The 25,740-nt window shown below is 72.8% G+C and carries 23 protein-coding genes and 1 pseudogene; 14 read left to right on the top strand and 10 right to left on the bottom strand.

What is annotated here, in order from left to right; genetic code table 11:
• Positions 1-57: 57 nt before the first annotated feature.
• Positions 58-786, top strand: a complete 729-nt coding sequence (locus JQN83_RS21665; protein WP_372444101.1) for an EcsC family protein — start codon at positions 58-60, stop codon at positions 784-786.
• A 43-nt stretch (positions 787-829) separates the two neighbouring features.
• On the opposite strand, the gene JQN83_RS21660 is transcribed toward JQN83_RS21665, so the two are convergent.
• Positions 830-1,684 carry a GDSL-type esterase/lipase family protein gene (locus tag JQN83_RS21660; RefSeq protein WP_208568973.1) on the bottom strand — a complete coding sequence of 285 codons (855 nt, stop codon included), beginning with the start codon at positions 1,682-1,684 and terminating at the stop codon, positions 830-832.
• A 200-nt stretch (positions 1,685-1,884) separates the two neighbouring features.
• Here JQN83_RS21660 and JQN83_RS21655 point away from each other — a divergent pair, with 200 nt between their 5' ends.
• From JQN83_RS21655 to JQN83_RS21630, 6 genes and pseudogenes are all read left to right on the top strand, one after another.
• On the top strand, positions 1,885-2,148 hold the full coding sequence (locus JQN83_RS21655; RefSeq protein ID WP_208568972.1) for a DUF6343 family protein: 264 nt from the start codon (positions 1,885-1,887) through the stop codon (positions 2,146-2,148).
• A 12-nt stretch (positions 2,149-2,160) separates the two neighbouring features.
• Complete coding sequence (locus JQN83_RS21650) at positions 2,161-3,573, top strand: NADP-dependent succinic semialdehyde dehydrogenase (protein ID WP_208568971.1); 1,413 nt, start codon at positions 2,161-2,163, stop codon at positions 3,571-3,573.
• A 102-nt stretch (positions 3,574-3,675) separates the two neighbouring features.
• Positions 3,676-4,641 (top strand): TIGR03885 family FMN-dependent LLM class oxidoreductase, encoded by a 966-nt coding sequence (locus JQN83_RS21645; protein ID WP_208568970.1) that lies wholly within the window; start codon positions 3,676-3,678, stop codon positions 4,639-4,641.
• A gap of 37 nt (positions 4,642-4,678) precedes the next feature.
• Complete coding sequence (locus JQN83_RS21640; RefSeq protein ID WP_204927910.1) at positions 4,679-6,256, top strand: Na+/H+ antiporter; 1,578 nt, start codon at positions 4,679-4,681, stop codon at positions 6,254-6,256.
• Positions 6,256-6,513 carry a UBP-type zinc finger domain-containing protein gene (locus tag JQN83_RS21635; RefSeq protein ID WP_208568969.1) on the top strand — a complete coding sequence of 86 codons (258 nt, stop codon included), beginning with the start codon at positions 6,256-6,258 and terminating at the stop codon, positions 6,511-6,513. Before JQN83_RS21640 ends, JQN83_RS21635 begins: the two co-directional genes overlap by 1 nt.
• Before the next feature lie 134 nt (positions 6,514-6,647).
• Positions 6,648-7,223 (top strand): annotated as a pseudogene (locus JQN83_RS21630) (snapalysin family zinc-dependent metalloprotease); the annotation flags it as partial.
• A gap of 811 nt (positions 7,224-8,034) precedes the next feature.
• On the opposite strand, the gene JQN83_RS21625 reads toward JQN83_RS21630, so the two are convergent.
• Positions 8,035-8,460, bottom strand: a complete 426-nt coding sequence (locus tag JQN83_RS21625) for a hypothetical protein (RefSeq protein ID WP_208568968.1) — start codon at positions 8,458-8,460, stop codon at positions 8,035-8,037.
• Positions 8,461-8,749: 289 nt separating this feature from the next.
• Positions 8,750-11,359 (bottom strand): glycoside hydrolase family 9 protein, encoded by a 2,610-nt coding sequence (locus JQN83_RS21620; protein ID WP_208569072.1) that lies wholly within the window; start codon positions 11,357-11,359, stop codon positions 8,750-8,752.
• A gap of 254 nt (positions 11,360-11,613) precedes the next feature.
• Here JQN83_RS21620 and JQN83_RS21615 point away from each other — a divergent pair, with 254 nt between their 5' ends.
• Complete coding sequence (locus JQN83_RS21615; protein ID WP_208568967.1) at positions 11,614-12,339, top strand: PP2C family protein-serine/threonine phosphatase; 726 nt, start codon at positions 11,614-11,616, stop codon at positions 12,337-12,339.
• A 78-nt stretch (positions 12,340-12,417) separates the two neighbouring features.
• Here JQN83_RS21615 and hrpB read toward each other — a convergent pair whose 3' ends face one another.
• The 3 genes from hrpB to JQN83_RS21600 are packed head-to-tail and all read right to left on the bottom strand — an operon-like array spanning position 12,418 to position 16,040.
• On the bottom strand, positions 12,418-14,928 hold the full coding sequence (hrpB, locus tag JQN83_RS21610; RefSeq protein ID WP_208568966.1) for an ATP-dependent helicase HrpB: 2,511 nt from the start codon (positions 14,926-14,928) through the stop codon (positions 12,418-12,420).
• A gap of 25 nt (positions 14,929-14,953) precedes the next feature.
• Complete coding sequence (locus JQN83_RS21605) at positions 14,954-15,154, bottom strand: DUF397 domain-containing protein (protein WP_208568965.1); 201 nt, start codon at positions 15,152-15,154, stop codon at positions 14,954-14,956.
• A 40-nt stretch (positions 15,155-15,194) separates the two neighbouring features.
• Complete coding sequence (locus tag JQN83_RS21600) at positions 15,195-16,040, bottom strand: helix-turn-helix domain-containing protein (protein ID WP_208568964.1); 846 nt, start codon at positions 16,038-16,040, stop codon at positions 15,195-15,197.
• A gap of 142 nt (positions 16,041-16,182) precedes the next feature.
• Here JQN83_RS21600 and JQN83_RS21595 point away from each other — a divergent pair, with 142 nt between their 5' ends.
• The 3 genes from JQN83_RS21595 to JQN83_RS21585 are packed head-to-tail and all read left to right on the top strand — an operon-like array spanning position 16,183 to position 18,973.
• The gene (locus JQN83_RS21595) at positions 16,183-16,809 is read left to right on the top strand and encodes a GOLPH3/VPS74 family protein (RefSeq protein WP_208569071.1); all 627 of its coding nucleotides are present in this window, start codon (positions 16,183-16,185) and stop codon (positions 16,807-16,809) included.
• Between the two features lie 53 nt (positions 16,810-16,862).
• Positions 16,863-18,383: an APC family permease gene (locus tag JQN83_RS21590; RefSeq protein WP_208568963.1), complete on the top strand. Its 1,521-nt coding sequence runs from the start codon at positions 16,863-16,865 to the stop codon at positions 18,381-18,383.
• On the top strand, positions 18,380-18,973 hold the full coding sequence (locus tag JQN83_RS21585; protein ID WP_208568962.1) for a GNAT family N-acetyltransferase: 594 nt from the start codon (positions 18,380-18,382) through the stop codon (positions 18,971-18,973). Before JQN83_RS21590 ends, JQN83_RS21585 begins: the two co-directional genes overlap by 4 nt.
• A 314-nt stretch (positions 18,974-19,287) precedes the next feature.
• Here JQN83_RS21585 and JQN83_RS21580 read toward each other — a convergent pair whose 3' ends face one another.
• Positions 19,288-20,112, bottom strand: coding sequence for a SigB/SigF/SigG family RNA polymerase sigma factor (locus JQN83_RS21580; RefSeq protein ID WP_208568961.1), 825 nt, complete (start codon positions 20,110-20,112; stop codon positions 19,288-19,290).
• Between the two features lie 379 nt (positions 20,113-20,491).
• On the opposite strand from JQN83_RS21580, the gene JQN83_RS21575 reads away from it, so the two are divergent.
• Complete coding sequence (locus JQN83_RS21575) at positions 20,492-21,265, top strand: acetoacetate decarboxylase family protein (protein WP_208568960.1); 774 nt, start codon at positions 20,492-20,494, stop codon at positions 21,263-21,265.
• Here JQN83_RS21575 and JQN83_RS21570 read toward each other — a convergent pair.
• Positions 21,214-22,803, bottom strand: a complete 1,590-nt coding sequence (locus JQN83_RS21570; RefSeq protein ID WP_208568959.1) for a phospholipase D family protein — start codon at positions 22,801-22,803, stop codon at positions 21,214-21,216. The genes JQN83_RS21575 and JQN83_RS21570 overlap by 52 nt on opposite strands.
• Positions 22,804-22,938: 135 nt before the next feature.
• On the opposite strand from JQN83_RS21570, the gene JQN83_RS33855 reads away from it, so the two are divergent.
• On the top strand, positions 22,939-23,067 hold the full coding sequence (locus JQN83_RS33855; protein WP_255597954.1) for a hypothetical protein: 129 nt from the start codon (positions 22,939-22,941) through the stop codon (positions 23,065-23,067).
• Between the two features lie 167 nt (positions 23,068-23,234).
• Here the strand turns inward: JQN83_RS33855 and JQN83_RS21565 are convergent, their stop codons facing one another.
• Together JQN83_RS21565 and JQN83_RS21560 are read right to left on the bottom strand one after the other, a co-directional pair.
• A complete protein-coding gene (locus JQN83_RS21565) occupies positions 23,235-24,221 on the bottom strand; it encodes a pirin family protein (protein ID WP_208568958.1) in 987 nt (328 codons plus the stop codon).
• An 11-nt stretch (positions 24,222-24,232) separates the two neighbouring features.
• Complete coding sequence (locus JQN83_RS21560; protein WP_208568957.1) at positions 24,233-24,715, bottom strand: MarR family winged helix-turn-helix transcriptional regulator; 483 nt, start codon at positions 24,713-24,715, stop codon at positions 24,233-24,235.
• Between the two features lie 101 nt (positions 24,716-24,816).
• Here JQN83_RS21560 and JQN83_RS21555 point away from each other — a divergent pair, with 101 nt between their 5' ends.
• Positions 24,817-25,395 (top strand): GNAT family N-acetyltransferase, encoded by a 579-nt coding sequence (locus JQN83_RS21555; protein ID WP_244252938.1) that lies wholly within the window; start codon positions 24,817-24,819, stop codon positions 25,393-25,395.
• The last annotated feature ends 345 nt before the right edge of the window (positions 25,396-25,740 follow it).

The raw sequence follows: 25,740 nt of genomic DNA, 5'->3' as shown, positions 1-25,740 counted from the left end.
CCCGCCGCCCCGACGGCCGCGCCACCACCGGCGGCCCCGGGAACGGCTGTCACGGCGGTGCCGGGGGTGGCGGTCACGGCGGTGCCGGGAGCACCGGCCGGTGACCCGGGTGACGCCCCCGAGGCGCCGCCGGCCCGGCTCTGGGACCGGATGCGGGAAGATCCGCAGTACGCCCCGGAGCACCTGGCCCTGGAGGCGGTCCGCCGGCTCGGCCCGGAGGCGGCGCAGTGGCTCGCCAAGGCGCGGGCGGAACGACCCGACGCGACCGCCGACCAGTTGGCCGAGCAGGCGATCCGGCGCTTCGTCAACCGGGCCCGGCTCTCCGGGGCGGTCTCCGGCGCGGCGGGGCTACCGGGTGCCGTCATCGACGTCGGGGTGCTGGCCTGGACCCAGGCCCGCCTGGTGTTGCACGTCGCCGCCGCGTACGGGGCGGACCCTGAGCACCCGGACCGGGCCACCGACCTGCTCGTCCTGCAGAAGGTGCACAAGGCGGCCGAGACGGCCCGGCTGGCGCTGGGCGTCGCGGCCGGTCGGGAGCGGGCCGGTGCGCTGTTCGGCCACGCGGCCCAGAATCCGCTGGGGCGGGTGATGCTGCAACTGGGCGTCCGGCTGGCCCGGATGGCCGGGGTGCGGGCGGCGAAACGGGTCTTCGCCAAGGTCGTCCCCGGGGCCGCGATCATCCTCGGCACCTGGGCCAACTCGTCGGCCACCAAGGATCTCGCCGAGCGCGCCCAGACGCTCTACCGGGAACACCGGGGCGGGGTGCCCCAACCGCGTCGCCCCTGATCAGTGGGCACGCCGGATCCGGCCCGGCGGCTGCCCGGGTGGCTCACAGTCGCCAGCCGGCCGCCGGGAAGGTCGCGTCGGCGAGCCGGTTCTGCCCGGCGACGTTGGGGTGGAACCAGTCCAGCGCGTTGACCTCGTCCAGGCTGAACCGCACCCGGTGCACCGCGCCGCCGTCGTAGCGGCACCGCGACCCGTACGCCCGGCAGGCCGCCTTGAGTTGGCTGTTGTACGCGTCGATCCGTTCGGCGAAGCGGGCCCGGCGGTCCCGGTCGGCCTTGGCGTCCGAGGTGGGGTTGGCCAGCAGGGCCGGGCAGATGCCGGTCTTCCAGATCCGCACCGCGCGGGACTCGGTGTGACCGATCTCCCACAGCCGGTTCAGGTCGGGGACACTGGCCACCAGCACCCGGGCCTTGGGGCGGCCCTCGCGCAGCACCCGCAGCGCCCGGTCGACCTGGCTGCGGAAGGTGGCCGTCGAGGTCATCGCGTCGATGTCGGCGCGGCAGGCGTCGTTCGCGCCGATCAGCACCGTGACGTAGTCGGCCTTGTCCTTGACGGCGGCACCGGCCTGCCCGGCGAGGGCCTCGGCGCGGGCCCCCGGCACGGCGTGGTTGCGGGCCCGGTTGCGGATCGGCGCGTCGGCGTCGAGCAGCCGCCGGTAGTGGCTCTCCACCCGGATGCCGTCCCCGGTGGACCAGGAGTTGCGTTGGCACGAGGTGAGCACCAGGCAGGAGCCGAAACCGGTGGTGATCGAGTCGCCGAGGGCGGCCATCGTGGTGGGCAGGCCGGTCGGTGTCGACCCGCTCTTCGTCGGGCGGGGCGACGCCCCGCCACCCTCCTCGCAGGCGAGCGCGACCAGCGCGAACAGGCAGGCCACGGCGGCGACCCAGCGTCGAGGCATGCGTCTTCCCCCGGTCAGACGGCGCAGAGCGACAGCCCGGTCACTCTACGGGCCAGGTGCGGTGCTACGACCCGGTCGTGTCGACTTCCGGGCAGATTAAATACCTGGAAACATGAATCTGGTACGAGTGTGTAAGACACCCGTCGTGATCCGGGCGTCGGGGCCGGTTAACGGTGTCCGTGCCGGGGTAGCCCCAGACGATGACGAGATCGCAGCCCCGGCGTGCCCGTGGCACGGTCGGCCACGCCTACAGCGCGTTGAACCTCCGCCTGACGCTTGCCCTGTTCGGCCTGGTGAGCATGACCGTCTTCGCGGTCGGCGCGTTCTGGGCCGGGCTGGCCTGGCTGGGTGTGCTCTGCGCGCTGTTCGCCGTCGTGGCGGTCGTCGACCTGGTCGTCATCCAGCGCCGCCGTGCCGCCCGCCGCCATGAGCAGCCGGGCGCGCGGCACTCACTCTTCGAGTGACAGGAGTACGAGATGCCCATCGCCACCACCAACCCCGCCACCGGTCAGGTGCTCAAGTCGTACGAGCCGATGTCGACCGAGCAGATCGACGCCGCCATCGACCGGGCCGACCTGGCGTTCCGGGACCTGCGCCGCACCACGGTCGCCCAGCGGGCGCAGTGGATGAACGCCGCCGCGGACCTGCTCGACGCCGAACGCGACGACACCGCCCGGCTGATGACCACCGAGATGGGCAAGACCTACACGGCAGCGAAGGCCGAGGTCACCAAGTGCGCGACCGCCTGCCGGTTCTATGCCGCGCACGCGGAGCGGATGCTCGCCGACGAGCCCGCCGACGCCGCCGCCGTGAAGGCCAAGCGGGCCTTCGTCCGCTACCAGCCGATCGGGGCGGTGCTCGCGGTGATGCCGTGGAACTTCCCGCTCTGGCAGGTGCTGCGGTTCGCCGCGCCGGCCCTGATGGCCGGGAACACCGGCCTGCTCAAACACGCCTCCAACGTGCCGCAGACCGCGCTCTACCTGGAGGACGTGTTCCGCCGGGCCGGCTTCCCCGAGGGCGCGTTCACCACCCTGCTGGTCGGCTCCGACGCCGTCGACCGGATCCTCGCCGACCCCCGGGTCCGGGCCGCCACGCTGACCGGCAGCGAGGGCGCGGGCCGCTCCATCGCCCAGATCGCCGGCCGGGAGCTGAAGAAGACGGTGCTGGAGCTGGGCGGCAGCGACCCGTTCGTGGTGATGCCCTCGGCCGACCTGGACCGGGCCGCCGAGGTGGCCACCACCGCCCGCTGCCAGAACAACGGCCAATCCTGCATCGCCGCCAAGCGGTTCATCGTGCACACCGACGTCTTCGACGCCTTCGCCGGGAAGTTCGCCGCGAACATGGCCGCGCTGCGGGTCGGCGACCCGATGGACGCCGACACCGACGTCGGCCCGCTGGCCAGCGAGAGCGGCCGGGACGAGATCCACGCCCAGGTGCAGGACGCGGTGGAGCACGGCGCGACGGTGCTCTGCGGCGGCGAGAAGCCGACCGGCGACGGTTGGTTCTATCCGCCGACCGTGGTCACCGACCTGAACCCGCAGATGCGGATGTGGGCCGAGGAGGTCTTCGGGCCGGTCGCCGGGCTCTACCGGGTGTCGTCGTACGACGAGGCGATCGAGGTGGCCAACGGCACGCCCTTCGGGTTGGGCGCGAACGCCTGGACCACCGACCCGGCCGAGCAGGAGCGGTTCGCCACCGACCTGGACGCCGGCAACGTCTTCGTCAACGGCATGACCACCTCGTACCCGGAGCTGCCCTTCGGCGGGGTGAAGAACTCCGGCTACGGCCGGGAGCTGTCGGCGCTGGGGATGCGGGAGTTCTGCAACACCAAGACCGTCTGGGTGGGGGAGGGTGCCGCCACCGCCGGGGCCGGCGCGCACGCCGAGTGACCCCGCGTCGCCGCCACCCGGGCCGGGCGGCGGACGACCGCGCCGGCCAAGTCGGCGCGGGTGAGCTTTAACCGGACACCGTCATGGGTACGGAAGGACGCCATGACGGTGTTCGGCTTCCACGCCTCCCACGAGCAGATCCATCCGAGTCGCCTGCTGGAGGCGGTGGTGCACGCCGAACGCGCCGGCTTCGACGCCGCGATGTCGTCGGACCACTTCTCGCCGTGGAGCACCCGGCAGGGCCAGTCCGGGTTCGCCTGGTCCTGGCTGGGGGCCGCACTGCAGGCCACCGGGCTGCCGTTCGGGGTGGTCAACGCCCCCGGCCAGCGCTACCACCCGGCGATCATCGCGCAGGCCATCGGCACCCTCGGCGCGATGTACCCGGGCCGGTTCTGGGCGGCGTTGGGCACCGGCGAGGCGAGCAACGAACACATCACCGGCGACGGCTGGCCGCGTAAGGACGTGCGTACCGCCCGGCTGCGGGAGTGCGTCGAGGTGATCCGGGCGCTGCTGGCCGGCGAGGAGGTCAGCCACGACGGCCTGGTCCGGGTGGACCGCGCGAAGCTGTGGACCCGGCCCGAGGAACCCCCGGCGCTGATCGGGGCGGCGGTCAGCGTGGCCACCGCCCGGTGGTGCGCCGAGTGGGCGGACGGGCTGATCACCGTGAACGCGCCGACCGCGCACCTGCGCGAGATGATCGACGCCTACCGGGACGCCGGTGGGCGGGGACCGGTGCACCTGCAGGTGCACGTGAGCTGGGCGCCGGAGCAGGCCGAGGCGGAGGCGATCGCGTACGAGCAGTGGCGCAGCAACATCTTCCCGCCGCCGGTCTGCTGGGACCTGGACACCGCCGAGCACTTCGACGCGGTCAGCGCGCGGGTGCCGCTGGAGCAGGTCACCGAGGTGGTGAACGTGTCGTCGGATCTGGGCCGGCACGTGGGCTGGCTCGAGGAGTACCTGTCGCTGGGCGTCGACCAGATCGCCCTGCACCACGTCGGGCAGGAGCAGCGCGCCTTCATCGACACGTTCGGCGCGGAGGTGCTGCCGAAACTGCGCGCCGCCGGGTGATCACCCCGGCCGGGTCGTACCCCTAGGCTCGTACCCCATGGAAGCTCTGTTCGAGGTCGTGGTCTTCCTGGCCATCGCGACCTTCGGTGCCGCGCTGGCCCGCAAGCTGGGCCTGCTTGCGCCGATCCTGCTGGTGGTGCTGGGCCTCGGCCTGTCCTTCCTGCCGGGGTTCCCGCACGTCCGGCTCGATCCCGACCTGGTGCTGGTGGGCATCCTGCCGCCGCTGCTCTACGTGGCGGCGTTGGGCACGTCGGTGCCGGCGTTCCGGCTCAACCTGCGGCCGATCCTGCTGCTCGCGGTGGGTCTGGTCATCTTCACCGCCTTCGTGGTGGGCACCGTGGTGCACCTGTTCCTGCCCGACCTGCCGTACGCGATCTGTGTGGCGCTGGGTGCGGTGGTGGCCCCGCCGGACGCGATCGCCGCGACCGCGGTGGCCCGGCGGGTGGGTCTGCCCCGGCGGGTGGTGACCATCCTGGAGGGGGAGAGCCTGGTCAACGACGCCACCGCGCTGGTGCTGCTGCGGGTGGCGATCGTCGCGGCCACCGCCAGCGCCGGCTCGGTGAGCTTCGGGTACGTGGCGCAGGAGGTGGTGGTCGCCACCGGTGGCGGGGTGCTGGTCGGGTTGCTGGGCGTGGTGGTCTTCGGTTACCTGCACAAGCGGACCACCGACCCGCTGCTGGACAACGCGCTGTCGCTGATCGTGCCGTTCGCGGTGGTCTTCGCCGCCGAGGAGATCCACGCCTCCGGGGTGGTGGCGGTGGTGGTCACCGGATTGGGTATCGGCCACAAGATGCCTCTGCTGCTGTCGGCCGCCTCCCGGTTGCAGACCGGCGCGTTCTGGCGGCTGGTGCAGTTCCTGTTGGAGGGGCTGGTCTTCCTGCTGGTCGGCCTGCAACTGCCCGAGGTGCTGCGGGATCTCGACGAGCCGACCGGGCGGCTGGTGGGGATCACCGCGGCGGTGCTGGCGGCGGTCTTCCTGACCCGGTTCGTCTGGGTCTTCCCCGCCACCTACCTGGCCCGGCTGGTACCCCGGGTGCGGCAGCGCGACCCGGGTCCGCCGGTGCAGTTCCCGATCGTCATCGGCTGGGCCGGGATGCGCGGGGTGGTGACGCTGGCCGCCGCGCTGGGTCTGCCGCTGACCCTGGCCGGGGAGCAGCCCTACCAGCGGGCGTTATTCATCTGGCTGGCCTTCGCGGTGATCATGGCGACGCTGCTCGGCCAGGGGGCGACCCTGCCGTGGGTGGCCCGCCGGTTGAAGCTGCCCCCGGACGACCCGGTGGCCGACGCGCTCTCCGCCGCCACGGTGCAGCAGCAGGCCGGGCGCGCGGCCCGGGAGAAGCTGGACGCGTTGGCCGACGGTGCGCCGCCGGCCGTGGTGGAGCGGTTGCGCGGGCTGGTGCAGAGCCGCACCAACCTGGCGTGGGAACGGCTCGGTGGCAGCGACCGGGAGACCCCGTCGCAGGCGTACGGTCGGCTGCGGCAGGAGATGATCGACGCCGAGCGGGAGGTCTTCCGGGCCGCCCGCGACGAGGGACGGATTCCCGAGGAGGTGCTGGTGCGGGCCTACCGTGACCTTGACCTGGAGGAGTCGTTGTTGCGACGGGAGAGCGACTGATGAGCTGTGCGCACCTGACCGGGGCGGGGACCGCCGAGCCGACCGTCACCGACGCCTGCCCGGAGTGCGTGGCCGTCGGCAACGACGACTGGGTGCACCTGCGGTCGTGTGTGGAGTGTGGGCAGGTGGGGTGCTGTGACTCGTCGCCGTACCAGCACGCGACCAAGCACTTCGAGTCGAGCGGGCACCCGGTGATGCGCTCGATCCAGCCGGGGGAGTCCTGGCGCTGGTGCTTCCTCGACGAGGAGATCGGCTGACCGGGTGGCTGAGGTGGGCGGTCGCGGCGGGAGTGGCCGGGCGGGCGGTCGCGGCGGTATGACGTAATCGCTATTCGACCCGGGTCCGACCAACCACATAACATCGGTAAACTTCTATCGATGGAGGTCGGATGATTCGACGACGACAGTTCTCGCGTACCGCCGGGACCCTGCTGGCGCTGGTGCTCGCGGCGACCGGCGCGGTCACCTCGGCCGGCACCACCGCGTCGGCGGCCGCCCGGACGGTCTACTACGACGCGAGCCGGGCCGGCGAATTCCGCACCAACTTCGACCAGGCCGCGACGATCTGGAACAGCTCGGTGGGCAACGTCCGGCTGGTCGCCCGCACGCCCGGCAACATCACCATCTACGTCGACACGGGCTGGCCCCGGGCGCAGACCACCAGCCTCGGCAACGGTCGGGTCTGGATGGGCACCCAGGCCGTCGACCAGGGCTACGACCGGACCCGGATCGCCACCCACGAGATCGGCCACATCCTCGGCCTGCCGGACAACCGGACCGGCCTGTGCACCGACCTCATGTCGGGCAGCAGCGCCCCGGTCTCCTGCCGCAACGCCAAGCCCAGCGCCGCCGAGGCGTCCCGGGTCAACTCGCTGTTCGCCGGAGGGTTCGCCGCACCGGACGTGGACGCCAGCTACGTCTGGACCGGCGGCGACGTCGCTGTGCCCGCCGCCGTCAGCGGCCTGCCCGGCTGAGTCCGGCCGGGTTCGAGCGCCCGCCTGTCGTGCCGTGACAGCGGGCGCTCGGCCCTGCTCCCGTTTCTGGCCTGCCCTTGCGCGGTCCTGCTCTGCTTCGGTCCTGCTTTTGCGCAGCTCAGACCTGCTTGGCCTTGCTCGGCCCTGCTCGGTTCAGTCGGCGCGGCACTGCGCGGCTCGGCCCGGCCCGGCTCGCTCGTGTCACGCGTTCGTGTCACGCGTTCGTGTCACGCGCTCGTGCCAGGCGGGCGTGGGACGAGGTGGCCGCGCTGCTCAAGTGGGACCTCCGGCTCCCTGGTCCGCTCTTACCCTGCCGGCTGGGACTGCTGGTCGCGGTCATCGACAAGACGGCGCCGCCCACCCCATGCCTTGTAGTGATCGTCACTTTGCGTTAGCGGCAGATGAGTATGACTGTCCTGGAACAGGTATGACTGTCCGTCATATTAATGCCCAGCAGGCATACAGGTCTCGGGCAATGGTGTGGGTAGGCAGACGATCTCCCCGAGCCCGAGCCCGAGCCGCGGGTCGTCAGGTCTCGGTGGCCGCGCTGCCTGTGCTGCTGGCACTGCCTGCGCCGCCGGTTCCGCTCGTGCCGCCGGCTCGGCTCGCGCCGCTCGTCTGCTCGCATCGTCCGTGCTGCTGGCCCTGCCGCGCCATCGCCACCGGCCCCCACCCGTACCGTCCGTGCTGCTGGCATCGCGCGCGCCGCCGCCAACCCTGCGCCTCCGTTGCCCGCGCCGCTCCACCGCCGATCAGGCGGGAGCGCGGAGGGCGGGGTCCGGGTCGGGTAGGGCGCGAAGGGCGGTCAGGGGGCGGGATGGTGACGCAGGGCGGCGATGAACCAGTCCAGGACGGGGGTCAGGGTGGGGGGTGGGGTCCAGCCGTTGACCGTGGCGAGGAGTTGGAAGTACCGCTCGGTCCGCGGGTCGTTCGCCACCTCCAGGCGGGCCAGTAGCGCGCTGCGGTAACCGGCGTCGTCGACCCGGTCGAAGACCTCGCCGTACGCGGCGACCAGCGCGGCCACCACGTGGCCGGCGCGGGGCGACTCGGGGGTGATGCCGGCGGCGCGGGCCAGTTCGACGGTGTCGCGGACCCGGAACGTGAGGTCACGGACCATCGCCACGACCTCGGGGTGGGCGTCGCCGACGGTCTCGTCGACGAACTCGTGGACGATGCGCCGACGTTCGGCGTCGGAGATCCTGGTCAGCTCGGGCATGGAACTCGTCTCCACTACTGGACCGGACAGGACGTGCCGGTCGGTCGGGTCGGGTTCGGCGGGCCGATCGGACTGGCGGGCTGGCCGTGCCGGTTGGTCGGGCTGGGCGTGGGCGGTCGGCGAGCCGGGTGGTTGGGCGTGCCGGGTGGCGGCGGTGGGCGGTGGGCCTGCCGGGTGATGGGGTGCCGGGTGGTGGTGTCGGGGGTGTGGGGCCTGGTGGGGGAGCGCCGGACGGTCGGGGGACGACCGCCCCGCGCGCTCGGGCCCCGGGTGGCAGCCCGGGGCCCGAGGGTGGGAGTGCCGGTCAGGACACCGTGCAGGCGACGCCGTTGACGGTGATCAGGTCCGGCGACGGGTTGGCCAGCGTGCCGGTCTTGGCGAGCAGACCGAAGGTGATGCTGGCGCCCGGCGCGATCTTCGCGTTGTACGACTCGTTCTTCGCCGTCACGGTGGCCCCGGACTGGGTCACCTTGGCCGTCCACGCCTGGGTGACCTTCTGGTCGCCGTTGTAGGCGTACCGCAGGGTCCAGCCGTTGATCGCGGTGTCACCGGTGTTGCGCAGGACGACCTGGGTGTTGGAGCCGTCCGGCCAGGTGCCGTGCACCTGGTAGCTGACCGCGCAGGTGCGCGGGGCCACGGCTTTGGCCTCCCCCTGGTCGGCGAGGAACGACGCGAGCCAGGCCAGCGCCGAGTTCCAGTTGATCGCCACCTCGTTGGTCGAGTACGAGTTGATGTCGTCGACATAGCAGAACATCGGCGCGCAGTCCTTGAGCAGCTGGGCGACGAACGGGTCCTGCAGGGCGGCGTTCGGGCCACCGGCGAGCGAGCCGACCGGCGGGTTCGGCATGGCCGGGTTGAGCTGGTTGCCGAAGATCCGGCTGTGCTGGTTGCGCGCGTTCTGCTCGCCCCAGCCGGTCACGTACGACATGTTCAGCGCGTTGCGGCCGAGCAGGTAATCGGTCGCCTGCACGGCGCCGTCCCGGTACTTCGCGTCCCGGGTCAGGTCGAACGCGGTGGCCAGCACGACCATGTTGTTGATGATGTTGCTGTTGCTGCCCCAGACGTAGCTTGCCGCCTCGCCCGGCACCGGCAGGCCGTACGCCTGGGCGTGCAGGGTGGTCAGGTAGTTGTCGGCGGCGGCGGTCACCGAGGCGCGGACCCGGGTCTTGTCGGCGGCCGGCAGGCCGTTCGGCACGGTGGCCAGGTCGAGCCGGCCGACCGCGCCCACGCTCTGCCAGCTGAACGCGCCGCCCGTGGCGAACACGTCGCCGGTGTGCTGGGGCGAGGCGGTCAGGTCGTCCAGGTACGCCTTCTTGCCGGTGGTCAGGTACAGCTCCACGGCCGCCCAGTAGAACTCGTCGGTGACGTTGGTGTCGTCGTACGCGCCGCCGCCGATGCCGTCGTTCGGGTCGGCGTAGACCGCCGGGTGCGCCTTCGCGGCGGCGTACGCGCTCGACGCGGCGGTGCCGCAGCGGGCGGCGAACGCCGCGTCGTACGGGGCGAACAGGCGCTGGCACTGCGCGGCGACGGCAGCCAGGTTCAGGGTGGCGGCGGTCGTCGGCGGGTGCAGCTCACGCGGCTGGGCGTCGTCCTGCGGGGCGAGCGGCAGGCCGGTCCACGCCTTGTCGTGGATCTTGTGGTGGACCATCCCGGCCAGCGGCTTGCCGTCCGGCACCTGCATCCGGAGCAGAAACTCGATCTCCCAGCGGGCCTCGTCGAGGATGTCCGGCACCGCGTTGCCCCGCTCGGGCACCCGCAGCGTCGAGTCACCCAGTGCGGCGCCACCGGCGGCGGTCTCCGCCGTCTTGGTCCGCTCGAAGGCACTCAGCAACTGGTAGGCGGCGATACCGCCGTTGACCACGTACTTGCCGTGGTCGCCCGCGTCGTACCAGCCACCGCGCACGTCCAACGAGTAGTCGCAGACGCCGGGCTGGCAGGGCACCTGCGTGTCGCCCTGGTTGGGGGCCACGCCGAGGTGACCGGCCGGGCGGGCGTACTCCTCGCCGATCAGGTCACCGTCGATCTCGATGCCGCTGCGCTGGGCGTAGAAGAACTGCATCGCGTCGGCCCGCAGCCGGTCGTAGAGGTCGCCGGAGATGTCGAACGGGTGACTGGTCTCGCCGTCGGCGACCAGCGTGTAGCCGGTGCCGGGCGTACGGAAGGACGAGAAGTCGACGGTCTGCACGTTCTGCCCGGAGGCGGCGTCGACCCCGCGCGGGGTGCTCTGGCCGCTGGCGACGACCGTGCCGGCGGCCGACTTGAGCTGCCAGGGCAGCGCCCCGGTCGACTCGGTCACCACGGTGGCGTTCTTCGGGCCGCCGGGCAGGTAGCCGACCTGGTTGACCCGGACCCGGGGGCCGGTGTCCGGCACGTACGGCGGGGCGGCCTCGCCACCGCGCAGCGAGACGTTGTCCAGGCAGATCCGCTGCTCGGCGGCGGCCCCGCCGACCTGGAAGATGAGCTGGGCGTTGGGGTTGTCGTCCGGGACGGTGAACGTCTGCTCGACCCGCTTGCTCGTCGGGGCGGCCACCGCCGGCACGCTCGCGTACGACGTGTAGGGGGCGCTGCCGAGCTGGAGCACGGCGTTGACGCTCAACCCGGGGGTGGCGGAGATGTCGAAGCTGAGCTTGTATTCGGCCCCGGCGTTGAGCCGGACCCCGTCGTGGCCGATGCCGGCGTCCCACGGGTTGGCCAGGCCGGCGGGGACGGTGACGCAGAGCCGGCCGTCGACGACGTCGAGCGGGCCGGTGCCGTAGGAGAACCAGGGCGAGACGCCCTCGCTGAAGTCGCCGTTGCTGATCTGCTCGGGCGCGTCCGGCGGGACTTCGGCGTGGGCCACGCCGGTGCCGGCGCCGGTGAGGATCAGGGTCGTCGCTGCCAATACCGCGAGATGCCGCCGACGTCGTCGGGTCAGGATCACGGGATTCCTTTCCGGGCGGAAGGACAGTGGTGGGGTGTGCCGTAGACGCTCATCACTGGGAGCGCTCCCAGCTATCAGCCAGATGTTTCCAGCGCGTCTCGTCCCTGTCAATCGATTCGACTGGATGACCTTCGGGCTGGTCGCAGCCGCCCGGATCGACGCCTGCGGTAGTGAGATTCGCCGCGCCACGCGCAGTCGTCCTGATCTCCTAGAGACAACAACGCCCTCCGCCTGGCAGGCTGCCACCCATGACCCTGAAGCTTCGTTCCGTCGGGACGAGCGACCGTGGGCTGATCCGCAGCGGAAACCAGGACGCCCTGCACTCCGGTGCCTGGCTCGTCGCCGTCGCCGACGGTATGGGCGGGATGGCGGCCGGCGACCTGGCCAGCCGGATCGCCATCGACGCGGTCGCCCCACTGGACGTGGAGACCCCCGAGGACGCCCTGGTGGCGGCGTTGCAGACCGGCATCGAGCTGGCCACCGCGCGGATCCACCAGGCGGTCGAGGAGGACCGGGAGCGGCAGGGCATGGGCACCACACTGACCGCCCTGCTCTTCTCCCGCACGGGCAGCTGCCTGGCGCTCGCGCACGTCGGTGACTCCCGGGCCTACCTGTTCCGCGAGGGCACCCTCAAGCAGGTCACCCGGGACGACACCTTCGTCCAGATGCTGGTCGACCAGGGCGTGATCAGCCCCGAGGAGGCGTCCAGCCACCCCCGGCGGGCCGTGGTCACCCAGGCGTTGCAGGGCGAGCAGGTCTCCCCGTCGTACGCGACGATGGTGCCCCGGGCCGGTGACCGCTGGCTGCTGTGCAGCGACGGCCTCTCCAACGTCGTCCGCCTGGAGACCCTCACCGAGGTGCTCCGGGAGACCCCCGACCGGGAGGCGTGCGCCCGTCGCCTGATCGACCTGGCGCTGCGGGCCGGCGGCCCCGACAACATCACCGTGCTCATCGCCGACGTCGTCGACGAGTGACAGCTCCGCCGCCCTGCGGCGTCGGCCCGGCGTCGTCCGGCGGTGCGTCGGCTCGGCGTCGTCCGGCGGTGCGTCGGCTCAGCGTCGGCGGTGCGTGGTGTGCCGGGTCGGGGTGGCCGTGGTCGGGTCCTCCGGCCAGGGATGGCGCGGATAGCGCCCGCGTAGTTCCCCGCGCACCTGCGGGTAGCCGGTGCGCCAGAACGACGCCAGGTCGGCGGTGACCGCGACCGGCCGGCCCGCGGGGGAGAGCAGGTGCAGCAGCACCGGCACCCGACCGTCGGCCAGCCGGGGCGCGTCCGCCCAGCCGAACGTCTCCTGGAGTTTCACCGCCAGCACCGGCGCCGCCGGATCGGCGTAGTCGACCCGGACCCGGGAGCCGCTGGGCACCTCGATGCGTTCCGGGGCCAGCTCGTCCAGCCGGCCCGCCTGCGGCCAGGGCAGCAGCCGACGCAGCGCCCCGGTCACGTCGATCCGGGCCAGGTCGGCACGGCGACGGGCGGCGGCCAGCTCCGGCCCGAGCCACCGGTCGGCGGCGGCGAGCAGCGCGGCGTCGGAGACCTCCGGCCAGTCCGCCCCCAACGCCTGCCGGCAGAACGCCAGCCGCTGGCGCAGTGTCCGGGCCGCCGGGGTCCAGGTCAGCAGGTCCAGGCCCACTTGGCGCAGCCCGTCGGCGAGGGCGGCGGCCAGCAGCTCCGACGCCGGCCGGGCCAGTGGGCGGCTGACCAGCTCGATCGCCCCGAGCCGGGTCACCTGCCGGGCCAGCACGTCGCCGTCGACCCAGCCGACCTCGCGTACCTCGGTCAGCAGCGGACCGCCGACCTCCCGGGCGGTCGCCTCGTCGACCGGCGCGGCCAACCGGACCCGGGCGGTCGGTGCGCCCGGCGACCGGTCGGCGACGGCGACGGCCAGCCAGCCCGTCCCGGCCAGCGCCGACCCGGCCGCCAGCTCCGCCCCGGTCCCACCCGCCATCAGGTACGACGTCCCGCCGGCCCGGCGCAGCCGGGCCAGCCGCTCCGGATAGGCCAGCCCCACCAGCAGCCCCGCCGCCAGATCGTCCGGCAGCCGTGCGCCGACGCCGCCCCGCTCGGTGGTGGCGGGCAGGGCGGCGCGCAGCCGGCGTACCTCCGCACGCCAGCGGGCACCGGGATCGGTGTCGTCGCGCAGCCGCCGCCACCCGGCGGTGAGGTCGTCGTGCCGCCCGGCCAGGCCGTCCTCGGCGAGCAGGGCGACCAGTTCGGCGGCCCGGTCCCGGCCGACCCGGGCGGCGCCGTCGAGCAGGGCGCGACCCAGCCGGGGGTGGGTGCCGGTGGCGGCGATGGCCCGTCCCCGGGCGGTCACCCGACCCTCGGCGTCGATCGCGCCGAGGCTGGTCAACGTCTCCCGGGCGACGGTCAGCGCGGCGGGCGGCGGTGCGTCGGGCAGTGCCAGGCCGACGCCGTCGGGGCTGCCCCAGGCGGCCAGGTCCAGGGCGAAGCCGGTCAGGTCGGCGGTGGCGATCTCCGGCTCGGGCTGGGCGGCGAGCCGGCCGTGGACGGCCTCGGACCAGCAACGGTAGACCACCCCCGGGGCCTGCATGCCGGCCCGCCCGGCCCGCTGGGTCGCCGCGGCCCGGGACACCGCCACGGTGACCAGTGCGCCCAGCCCCCGGGACAGGTCGGTGCGGGCCACCCGGGCCAGGCCCGCGTCGACCACCACCCGGACCCCGGGCACGGTCAGGCTGCTCTCCGCGACGGAGGTGGCGAGCACCACCCGACGTCGTGCGGCCGGGCGCAACGCGGCGTCCTGTGCGGCGGCGGGTAGCCGCCCGTGCAGCGGCAGGACGGCCACCCGGTCGGTCAGGTCGGCCAACCGGCGGGCCACCGCCCCGATCTCGCCCGCCCCGGGCAGGAAGACCAGCAGGTCGCCGTCCTGCTCGTGCAGGGCCCGCCGGACGGTGGCGGCGACGTGGTCGAGCAGCAGCGGATCGACCCGTCCCGCGCCCGGCGGCGCGACCGGGCGCGGCGGCGGCGTCCAGACCCGGGCGACCGGGTGCAGGGCGGCCTCGGCGCGGACCACCGGGGCCGGCGTGTCGCCGCCGAGCAACGCGGCGAACCGGTCCGCCTCCGGGGTCGCCGACATGGCCACCAGCCACAGCTCGGGCCGCAGCGCCGCGCGGGCCTCCACGGTGAAGGCCAACGCGAGATCCGCGTCGAGCTGCCGCTCGTGACACTCGTCGAGCAGCACCGCGTCGACCCCGGGCAGCTCGGGGTCGCGCAGCAACCGGCGGACCAGCAGGCCGGTGGTGACCACCTCGATCCGGGTGGCCGGGCCGACCCGGCGGTCGCCGCGCACGGCGTACCCGACCCGGTCGCCGACCCGCTCGCCGAGCAGGTCGGCGATCCGTCGGGCCGCCGCGCGGGCGGCCACCCGGCGGGGCTGGGCGACCAGCACCCGACCGGGCACCCCGTCGGCCACCGCGAGCGGCGCGAGGGTGGTCTTGCCGGTGCCGGGCGGGGCCACCAGGACCGCGCTGCCGGTGCCGGTCAGCGCCCGCAGCAGCGGTGGCAGCGCCGGCCGGACCGGCAGGTCGAGTGGTACGTCACGGAGCACGGCTGCCACTGTGGCACGCCGGGGGTCAGCCCGGTCGTACCGCCTCCATGCCGGTGACGAAGGCTGTCCAGGCGTGGGCGGAGAAGACCAGCGCGGGACCGCACCGGTCCTTGCTGTCGCGCACCGCGATCCGGTCGTCGGTGGTGGCGATCTCCACACAGTTGCCGTTGCCGCTGCTGCGGCTGCTGGTCCGCCAGTCCATCATGGACAGAGGCAGCGCCTGCATTCCCATACCTTCCGTTCCCCCCGGGCGTGCCGCAATGCGATCACGCAAAGTGACGAGCAGCCTCCTCCAGGCGGGCCAAAGACGCCGCCGGATCCAGTGCCATCCGGCACAGCTCCTCGTGCACAAGGGTATACCCGCGCACGTGTCCCGCTTCCTCCAGCGCCAGACCCAGCGTGAGATTGTCCAGGTAAACCACGGAATTGTCGGCCGCGTCGGCAAACGTGATGATCACGTACGGAGTGCTCATCGCCGGGTGCCCGCCGGACGCGAACGGAAGTACGTGGCATGTCACGTTCGGTGACTGGGCGATCCGGGCCATGTGGGTCAGCTGCTCCGCCATGACGGCCGGTCCGCCCACCGGGCGCAACAGCACCGCCTCGTTGAGCACCACCGACAGCTCGACCGGGGGAGACTCCCGGTGGAGCACCTCCTGCCGGCGCAGCCGGGCGGCCACCTTCCGTTCCAACCCCTCCTCGCCGGCCGTACGGCGGAACATCTCCCGGGCGTACGCCTCCGTCTGCAACAGGCCGGGGACGGACTCCGCCTCGTAGGTGCGCAGGCTCTCCGCCTCCGCCTCAAGGCCGACGTAGAACTCGAACCACTCCGGCAGCACGTCGCTGTAGTTCTGCCACCAGCCGCGCTGCTGCGCGCCCCGGGCGATCTCGATGAGCGCCTCGGCATCGACGCCGGTCACCTCGTAGAGGGCCAGGGCGGCGCGGACGTCACGGGGTTTGATCCCGATCTGCGCGTTCTCGATCCGGGACAGGTTGCTCTTGGACATGTCGAGTTGGCGGGCGGCCACGTCGAGCGTCATGCCCGCGCGTTCCCGCAGTTGGCGGAGTTCACGGGCGATGCGGCGGCGGCGAACGGTGGGGCTGGCAGTCACCCTCCGAGTCTGTCACGACAAGATCCGCAGGTCGCATGAGTACGGAGTGCAACCATCGAATCTGGGAGTTGCAAAGCTGGAGGTCTGGGGGCATCCTGTCACCCGGCGTGGATCACCTGTGGACAATGCGTTGGAGGCTCGTTTGCTGATCGCCGACGAGTTTTTTCTGATTGCGCACAACGACAGCCGGGGCAAGGCCAAGCTGCATCCGAGCGCCACCGGCCTCGGTCTCGCCGCCGGTCTGCTGGCCGAGTTGATCCTCTTCGGACAGATCACCGTCTCGGGTGGACTGGTCAGCGTGATCGACCGGCGTCCCCCGGCCGACGCACTGGCCCACACCGTGCTCGACCAACTGATCGGTGAGTCGCAGCACCAGGCGGTGCGCACCTGGCTCGCCTTCCTGGCCCAGTCGTCCACCACCTCGGTAGGGGAGCGGCTGGCCCGTGCCGGGGTGCTGCGCCGGCAGGAGAACCGCCGGCTGCTGCGGACCACGGTCAGCTACCTGCCGATCGACCTCAACGCCGCAGCCTGGCCGGCGACCCGGCTGCGGGCCTTGGTCGAGCGGCCGGAGCAGCCCCTGGTGTCGGACACCACGCTGCTCGGGCTGGTGGCCGCCGCCGGGCTGACCCGCGAGGTGCTGTGGAGCGCCGGCCCGCGCGCCCACCACCGACTGGCCACCCTCGTCCAGTCGCTGCCTCCGCCGCTGAAGGAACTCGTCGTGCACACCGAGGCCGCGGTCGGCGCTGCGGTGCTGCGCGGCATCCCCTGATCTCGCCGCGCCACCACCTTCCCCCTCATCTCCCCCTCTTCCGGAGCAGCCCCATGCCCCCCCATCCGACAGTCGTACGACCAAGCAACGTCAGTGACGCCCTGGCCCGTGGCCGCCTCGGCGTGCCGTCGGTCATCTTCTTCGTGCTCTCCGCCGCCGCCCCGCTGACCGTGGTGGCCGGCGTGGTCACCACCGGCTACGCGGTCACCGGCATCACCGGGATGCCGCTGGCCTTCCTCGCCGTCGGCGCCGTGCTGGCGCTCTTCTCCGTCGGCTACGTGGCGATGGCCCGCCGGGTGGAGAACGCCGGCGCGTTCTACGCCTACGTCGCGCGTGGCATCGGCCGGCCGGCCGGCGTCGGCGCGGCCTGGGTCGCCCTCATCGCGTACAACGCGCTCCAGGTCGGTCTGTACGGCGCCATCGGCGCCGCCGCCGCGCCGGTGCTCGGCACCCTCTTCGGCGTCGAGCCGCACTGGGCCGTGGTGGCCCTGGTGGCCTGGGCGCTGGTCGCCTTCCTCGGCCTGCTGCGGGTGGACGTCAACGGCAAGGTCCTGGCGGTGCTGCTGATCGCCGAGATCGTGCTGATCGTCGTGTTCGACCTGGGTCAGCTCAGTAACCCGGCGGGCGGCACGACCAGCTTCGCCGCGCTGGCCCCGTCCAACCTGCTGGTGCCGGGGGCGGGTGCGCTGCTGGTGCTCGCCATGACCGGCTTCGTGGGGTTCGAGTCCTCGGTGGTGTTCAGCGAGGAGAGCAAGGACCCCAAGCGGACGGTGCCGCTGGCGACGTACCTCTCGGTGGCGATCATCGCTGGGCTCTACGCCCTCTCCTCCTGGTCGATGACCGTGGCCGTGGGGCCGGAGAACATCTCCGCCGCCGCCGGTGAGCAGAGCATCGAACTGATCTTCAACCTGGCCGCCGCGCACCTCGGCGACACCGCCGTCACCATCGGCCAGGCGCTCTTCATGACCTCGGTGCTGGCCGCGATGATCTCGTTCCACAACACCACCGCCCGGTACGCCTTCGCGCTGGGCCGGGAGCGGGTGCTGCCGGCCGCCTTCGGGCAGACCTCGCCCCGAACCGGGGCACCCCGGGTGGCGTCGCTGGCGCAGAGCCTGCTCGGCCTGCTGGTGATCGTGCTGTACGCGGTCAACGGCTGGGACCCGGTGGTGCAGCTCTTCTACTACGCCGGCACCGGCGGTGGCTTCGGTGTACTGCTGCTGATCGCCACCACCAGCGTCGCCGTGATCGTCTACTTCGCCCGGTCCGACACCTCGGAGTCGCTGTGGCGGCGGGCGATCGCCCCGGCACTGGCCACCGTCGCGCTGGCGGCCGTCGTCGCGGTGGCGGTGACGAACTTCGCCACCCTGCTCGGCGTCGCGCCGGACTCGCCGCTGCGCTGGATCATCCCGGGGGTCTACCCGGTGGCCGCGCTGATCGGCTTCCTCTGGGGCATGGTGCTGCGGTCCAACCGTCCCGATGTCTACGCCCGGATCGGGCGCGGCGCGGAGAGCGCGGCGACCTCACTGTTCGACCCGCCGGTGGACGGCCCGGTGCCGGTGGAGGCCCGGCGGTGAACACGGTCACCGTCGAGCGACTCGACGCCGCCGACACCCGGCTCGTCGCCGAGCGGATCGCCGAGGCGTTCCTGGTGCTCCCGGCGACCCGGTGGCTGGTGCCGGACGAGGCGAAGCGGGAGGCCGTCTTCGCCGACAACTTCGAGATCCTGGTCGACCACGCGATGCGGCACGGCCTGGTCTTCGGCACCGCGGACCGGGACGGGGTGGCGGTCTGGCTGCCCCAGGTCGGTGGCGATTCGCCGGCCCCGGTGGACTACGACGACCGGCTGGCCGCCGCCTGTGGTGAGTGGACCCCCCGGTTCCAGCACCTCGACGAGCTGTTCGCGGCCAACCATCCGCATCCCGACCACCACCACCTGGCGCTGCTGGCCGTCCGGCCGGGACGGCAGGGCCAGGGGCTGGGTACCGCGCTGCTGCGGCACCACCACGCCTGGCTGGACGCCCACGGGGTGCCCGGCTACCTGGAGGCGAGCAGCGAGGCCGGGCGGGACCTCTACGCCCGGCACGGCTACCGGTTGCGGGAGGTCTTCCGACTGCCGGACGGCACGCCGTTCTATCCGATGTGGCGGGATCCGGCGGCCGGCTGACCGGACCGACGAGACCGTGGCCCCGACGCATGCGCGTCGGGGCCACGGCTTTTCCGCTGTGGCGCCACGCCGTGCGGAGTCGGGCGCGGCACTTCCTACGTCGGGTACGGCGGTTGCGGGGTCGGGCCACGGGGTTGCGGGTCGGGCCGCGGGGTTGTGGAGCCGGGCGCGGCGGTTGCGGGGTCGGGCCACGGCGGTTGCGGAGCCGGGCGCGGCGGCTTCGGACATGGGGAAGGCCCGGCCGGCGAACCGCCGGCCGGGCCTCGTGGTCGTGGCCGTCACCGACCCGCCGGGTCGGTGACCGCCGCCACCCCCTAGTAGGTGCCGTCGAGCTGACCGCGCAGCTTGGTCAGGGCCCGGGCGAGCAGCCGCGACACGTGCATCTGCGAGACGCCGATCTGGTCGGCGATCTGCGACTGGGTCAGGTTGCCGTAGAAGCGCAGGGTGAGGATCTTCTGCTCGCGCTCGTCGAGGGTGGCCAGCGCGGGGCCGAGGGCGACCCGCAGCTCGGCCAGCTCGAACTCGTTGTCCTCGCCGCCGAGCATGTCGCCCAGTTCGGTGGCCCGGTCGCCGTCGCCGGTCGGGGTGGACAGCGACACCGCGTTGTAGGCGCGGGCACCCTCCAGGCCCTCCAGGACCTCCTCCTCGGTGATCTTGAGGTGGGCGGCGATGTCGGCGACCGTCGGCGAGCGGCCGAGGGTCTGCAGCAGCGAGCTGTTGGCGTCGGAGATGGCCAGCCGCAGCTCCTGGAGCCGACGGGGCACCCGGATGTCCCAGGTGCGGTCGCGGAAGTGCCGCTTCAGCTCACCGATGATGGTCGGGATGGCGTAGCCGGCGAAGTCGACACCGCGCGTCGGGTCGAACTTGTCGATCGCCTTGATCAGGCCGACGGCGGCGGTCTGGGCCAGGTCGTCGGTGGGCTCGCCCCGGCCGCTGTAGCGGTGGGCCAGGTGGTTGGCCAGCGGCAGCCAGGCCTCGATCGCCCGGTCCCGCAGCGCGGCCCGCGACGGGTGGTTGGCGGGCAGTGCGGCCATCGCGTTCAGCAGGTCGGCGGCGCTGTCGGTGAGGGCGCGGGGGTCGAGCTTCTCGGTGGTGGTCGGCGTGGTGGTCGCCTGCTCGCTCATGGTTGACGCGGTCATTGGTGGTCCTCCCTGCACCTCGTCCGCGGAAAAAGGCGTGACGCTTTGGTTTAGCTTCAGATGGGCCGTTCGGAAGCCACCATAGCCTGATCGGTGAGGGGAAATCTAGCCGAAAGGCTGATGTACTTAAGTGATTTTGCTTCATTAAAGCCCCGAAGCGGTCATAGATTACCGATGGCGGTGACCCTCACCACGCAGCGTCGTCCGATCCGGGACCGGAGCCGGCACGGCCCCGCCGGGTCGCCCCACCCGGCCCACCGGTGGACCGGTCCGTCGACCGGGAGCCCGACACCACGACGCCGTGTCGGGTTTCCGTCCTTGTCCCGCCGCCGAGCCCGCCCGTACCGTCGCGGGGACCACCCCGTACGGAGGAAGCACCGTGCTCGACCCCGCGGACCCGCAACTCGTCGTCGACAGCCGGACGCTGCACTTCAGCTGGCTGCCGGCCGACCCGGACGCGGTCGCCGCCCTGGTCCCCCCGGGCCTGCGCCCCCGGCCCGACCGCCAGGTCTTCATGAACCAACAGGTCGTCGAGGACGCCGCCCAGACCTCCGGCTTCGGCGCTTACACGCTCACCTGCCTCGGGGTGGCCCTCGCCGGGGTCGACGCGCCCGACGGGGTGACCCCCGGCGGCTGGTGGACCCACTACGTCACCTGCAGCCCCCGGGTGCGCGACTACGCCGCCGCCCGGGGCGCCCCCGCCGTGCTGGGGCGCACCACCCTGCGGGTACGCGGTGACGTGCTGGTCGCCGACACCGAGATCGGTGGCGCCCCGTTGATCCGGACCCGGGCCCGGGTCGGCCAGACCGGCCACGAGATACGCGCCGGACACCACCGCTACTTCACCCTCCGCGACGGCGACCTGGTCAGCGGCGTCTACCCGTACGTGTCGGAGCCGGTCAGCCCCTTCGAGATCGAGTCGGTCGAGTTCTTCGACCCGGTGCACCCGAGCTACGCGCTGCGCCCGGAGAACCCCCTGCTCATCTTCGGGGGCTGCTACGCCCCGCGGGCCTCCTTCGCTCACCCGGGCGGACTGACCAGGTATCCCGTGCCGCCCCCGTCGCCACCGGCCACCGCGCCGACGCCGACCGGGGCGCCGGCTCACCAGGTGCCCTTGCGCCGGGCGTGCAGCGGCCTGCCGTCGGGGTCGTAGACCAGCCGGTAGGCCGGCAACGCCCAGAGCCGGGTGTACCAGGGCAACCGCTCGGGCCGGTGCGGACGCAACCGGCCCGGTGGCCGGGGACCCTGCCGACCGGTGTCGTACCACCGTTGCAGGGCGTTGGCGGTCGAGGTGATCGCCGCCACCGCGTCGGCCGGATCCAGCAGGTCGGCGTCGTCGGCCCCGTCCGGATCGCGGTCCAGGTGCTCACGCCACAACCGCAGCCGCAGGTCCCGGGCGAACACCCGGGCACCGTCACCCTGACCCGCCGGGTCGGCGGGGGCCCTCGGGTCGCGGGTGTCGTCGAGCACCGCGCAGGACAGCTCGCTGTCGTGGGTCCAGGACCGGCGGTTGAAGTTGTCGCTGCCCACGCTCGCCCAGACGTCGTCGACCACGCAGATCTTGGCGTGCACGTAGACCGGCTCGCCCGCCCGGTTCTCCACGTCGAAGACGTGCACCCGCTCCGGGGCGGCCCGCTCACACAGCGACAACGCCTGCTCCCGACCCACCATGTTCGGCGGCAGCGCCAACGCGCCGTCGACGTCCGGATGACGCGGCACCACGGCGACCAGGTGCAGGTCCGGATTGGCCCGCAGCGCCTCGGCGAACAGCTCCGCCACCTCGGTCGACCAGAGGTACTGGTCCTCCAGGTAGATCAGCCGGCGGGCCCGGCGTACCGCCTTGGTGTAGCCGCGGGCCACCGTGCGCTCGCCGTCCGGGGCGAACGCGTAGCGGGGGCGGACCGCCGGATAGGTGCGCAGCACCTGGATGCGGTGCGGGCCGCAGGGCGGCGGGTCGGCCGGCTGGGCGGGCAGCGGGTCGGGGCGGAGGTCGGAGCCGCGCAGCCGGTCCCGCAGGTAGGCCAGCGGGTTCTCCGAGTCCAACGGCATCGGGTCGGTCCACCGCTCGCGGAACGTGGTGTCCAACGCACCGACCACCGGCCCCCGGACGGCGAGCTGCACGTCGTGCCAGGGCGGGCGCGGGCCGTACCGGGGTGACATGGCCAACGGCTGCGGGTCGCCGTGGTGGTCGGCGTCGTCGCGGCGGCTGTGGCACAGGTCGATCCCGCCGGCGAAGGCGACGTCCCGTTCCGGCGCGTCGGGGTGGCGCAGCACCACCAGCTTCTGGTGGTGCGACCCGCCCCGCCTCACCCGCTGGTCGAGCAGCACCTCACCGCCGGCGGCGTTGACCGTCTCGCTCAGGTCCCGGTTCTCCACCTCGCTGTAGGACAGCGCGTCGAGGTGGGAGCGCCAGAGCAGCCCCTTGACCACCACGCCACGTTGGGCGGCCTGCGCGAAGAGCTGGGCCACCGTCGGGCCGTCCGGGCGCATCCGTTCGTCCGGGTCGCCCCGCCAGTCGGTGAAGAAGAGGTGGTCACCCGCGCCGAGGGCCTCCACCGCGCTGACCAGGCGGTCGAAGTACGCCGCACCGTGAATCAGTGGCTCGGCGAGGTTTCCGGTCGTCCAGACGGGTATCCCCGACACCGGGTTGGCGCGTTCCTCAGCGGTCAGGAACCAGTCCTCGATCGCCACGCTCCACCTCCCGAGGTCGACGACGTCCTCACGGTAGGACCCCCGCCGCGAATGCGCATTCCGGGTGGCACGACAGATGCCCGGACGGTGGCCTACCGCACCCCGTAGAGCCGCGAACGCCGAGGAGGCACCGCAATGCCCGCCGAGACGACGAATTCCGCGACCGAGGACCGTACGCAGGCGGTCGAGAGCGAACGCGGCGCGATCCTGGCGGTGCTGCTCATGGTGATTCTCGGGGTGGCCGGGATCTTCGCGGTCTCCTGACGGCCGCCACCCACCTGCCACCACCGCCCGCCCCGGTCCACCGGAACGGACACCTCGGCGCACGGGGACTCCCCTTCGCGTCGTTCACCGCGCCCGAAACGGGCGCCCCGGGATGGTCCCGGGACGCCCGTGGACGGGTCACCGGCTCCAGGCCGGCGTACGCCCGGTCAGGGCCGGTCGCCCTGGCCGCCGGTGTGCGGCAGCCGCTGGGCGGGCACGACGCCCAGCTTGCCGGCCTGGAAGTCCTCGAAGGCCTGCATCAGCTCGGCGCGGGTGTTCATCACGAACGGCCCGTAGTGCGCCACCGGCTCCCGGATGGGCTTTCCGCCCATGATGTAGAGGTCCAGGCCCGGGGTGTTGCCGTCCTGCTTGCCGGCGGCGGTCACCCGCAGCGCGTCGCCCGGACCGTGCACGGCCAACTGGCCGCCCTGCAACGGTCGCCGGTCGGTGCCGACCGTGCCGCGACCGGAGAGCGCGTAGACCAGCGCGTTGAAGTCGGCCCGCCAGGGCAGGTCCAACTCGGCACCGGGCTCCAGCGTGACGTGGGTGATGGTGATCGGCGTGTGGGTCGACCCCGGCCCCTGGTGCCCGGCGATCTCACCGGCGATGATCCGGATCAGCGCCCCGCCGTCCGGCGTGGTCAGCAGGGCCGCCTCCCGACCCCGGATGTCCTGGTAGCGCGGCGGCATCATCTTGGCCACCCGGGGCAGGTTGACCCAGAGCTGGAGGCCGTGGAAGAGGCCACCGCTGGCGACCAGGTGCTCCGGTGGGGCCTCGATGTGGAGCAGGCCGCTGCCGGCGGTCATCCACTGGGTGTCGCCGTCGGTGATGGTGCCGCCACCACCCTGCGAGTCCTGGTGGTCCATGATCCCGTCGATCATGTAGGTGACCGTCTCGAAGCCCCGGTGCGGGTGCCACGGGGTGCCCTTCGGCTCGCCCGGCGCGTAGTCCACCTCGCCCATCTGGTCGAGGTGGATGAACGGGTCGAGATCCTGCATCGGCACCCCGGCGAAGGCCCGGCGGACCGGGAACCCCTCACCCTCGTAGCCGCTCGGGGCGGTGGTCAGCCGGCGGACCGGCCGGTAGCTGGTGGTCTCGTCGAGCCGGGGCAGGCGGGGCAGGACGAGGACGTCGTCGACGGTGATCGCGGGCATCTCGGCTCTCCTCAGGTGTCGCGGTGGGTGGACGACGCGTCCCGGTCGGCGCGCAGCCGCCGGCCGAGCCGATCGAAGACCCGGGTCAGGGTGGTGACCTCGGCGTCGTCGAGGTCGTCCATCAGGTGCCGGCGGACCGAGGCGAGGTGCCCCGGCGCGGCCTCGCGCAGGGTCAGCAACCCGGCGGCGGTGAGCACCGCCTCACTGCCCCGACGGTCCCCGGGGCAGGACTGCCTGGAGACCAGGCCCCGCCGCTGCATGGTGGAGATCTGGTAGGTGAGCCGGCTGGGGGAGAAGACCAGCCGGCCGGCCAGCTCACCCATCCGGAGCCGCTGGCCCGGCGCCTCGGAGAGCAGGACCAGCACGTGGTAGTCGGCGAAGCTCAGCTCCCCGTCGGCACGCAGGTCATCCTCCAGCCGGGTGAACAGCCGCTGGCTGGCCTCGATGTAGGCACGCCAGCAAGCCATCCGCTCGCTGTCCAGGCTCTCCGTCATGCCCGAACAATAGCACTCTTTCAAATTTAAACAAGCTTGCTGTGATGCGTGTGAGCAGGGCGACACCATCGCTTGAGAGGTGGAATTTCAGAATTCGAAGGATGAGCCACAAGGGCGGGCCGCCGACCACGGCGAGCTGGCAGACTGCCGTGGTGGAACCCGTGGAGATCACCGCCCCCGGCCTGCTGCTGCGTCCCTGGCGGGCGGCGGACGCACCGGCCGTGCTGGCCGCCCTGGTCGACCCCGAGATCGTCCGGTGGAACGGGCAGGGGGTGGGCGACCTGACACAGGCCGCCACGTGGATCGCCCGCCGCGCCGACTGGAGCGACGGCAGCCACGCCTCCCTCGCGGTGACCGGGGACACCGACGGAACGCTGCTCGGTGCGGTCTCCGTACACCAGATCCGGGACGGCAACGCCGCCGTCGGCTACTGGACCTCCGCCCCGGCCCGGGGCCGTGGGGTCGCCGGCCGGGCGCTGGATGCGCTCACCAACTGGGCCTTCACCCGGCTCGGCCTGCACCGGATCGAGCTGTGTCACGCCGTGGGCAACCCCGCCTCCTGCCGGGTCGCCGCACGGGCCGGATACCGGCTGGAGGGGACCCTGCGCGAATCCCACCGCTACGGCGACGGCCACCGACACGACGAACACCTCCACGCCCGCCTCACCACCGACCCCTGACCCACCCCCCACCCCCCACCCCCCCACCACCCACCCGCCGCTCCGCCCGCCCCGTCCCGCCCTCCTCCCGCCCCCTGCCCGCTCCGCTCCCGCCCTGCCCCCGGTGATCAAGAGCTTCGCGTCAATTTCAGGCCCGCAGATGACGCAAACCTCTTGATCACCGGAGGCATCGCCGGGAGACGGCACCGGAGGGGCGGTGATCAAGAAGTTTGGGGCGGAATGGGGCGGGCGGGGTCAAGGGGTGAGTGCAATCGTTAGGGGACGATGAGTTGTGCGAGGCGTTGGGCTGGTGTGTTCCAGTCGAGTGTTTCGCGGGGTCGGGTGTTGAGTTCGTGGGCGACTTCG

It is taken from the genome of Micromonospora antibiotica (assembly GCF_017599305.1).
Lineage (GTDB): Bacteria > Actinomycetota > Actinomycetes > Mycobacteriales > Micromonosporaceae > Micromonospora > Micromonospora antibiotica.
Note: the sequence above shows the minus strand (reverse complement) of the source record. Positions and strands in the feature narration are given on the sequence as shown.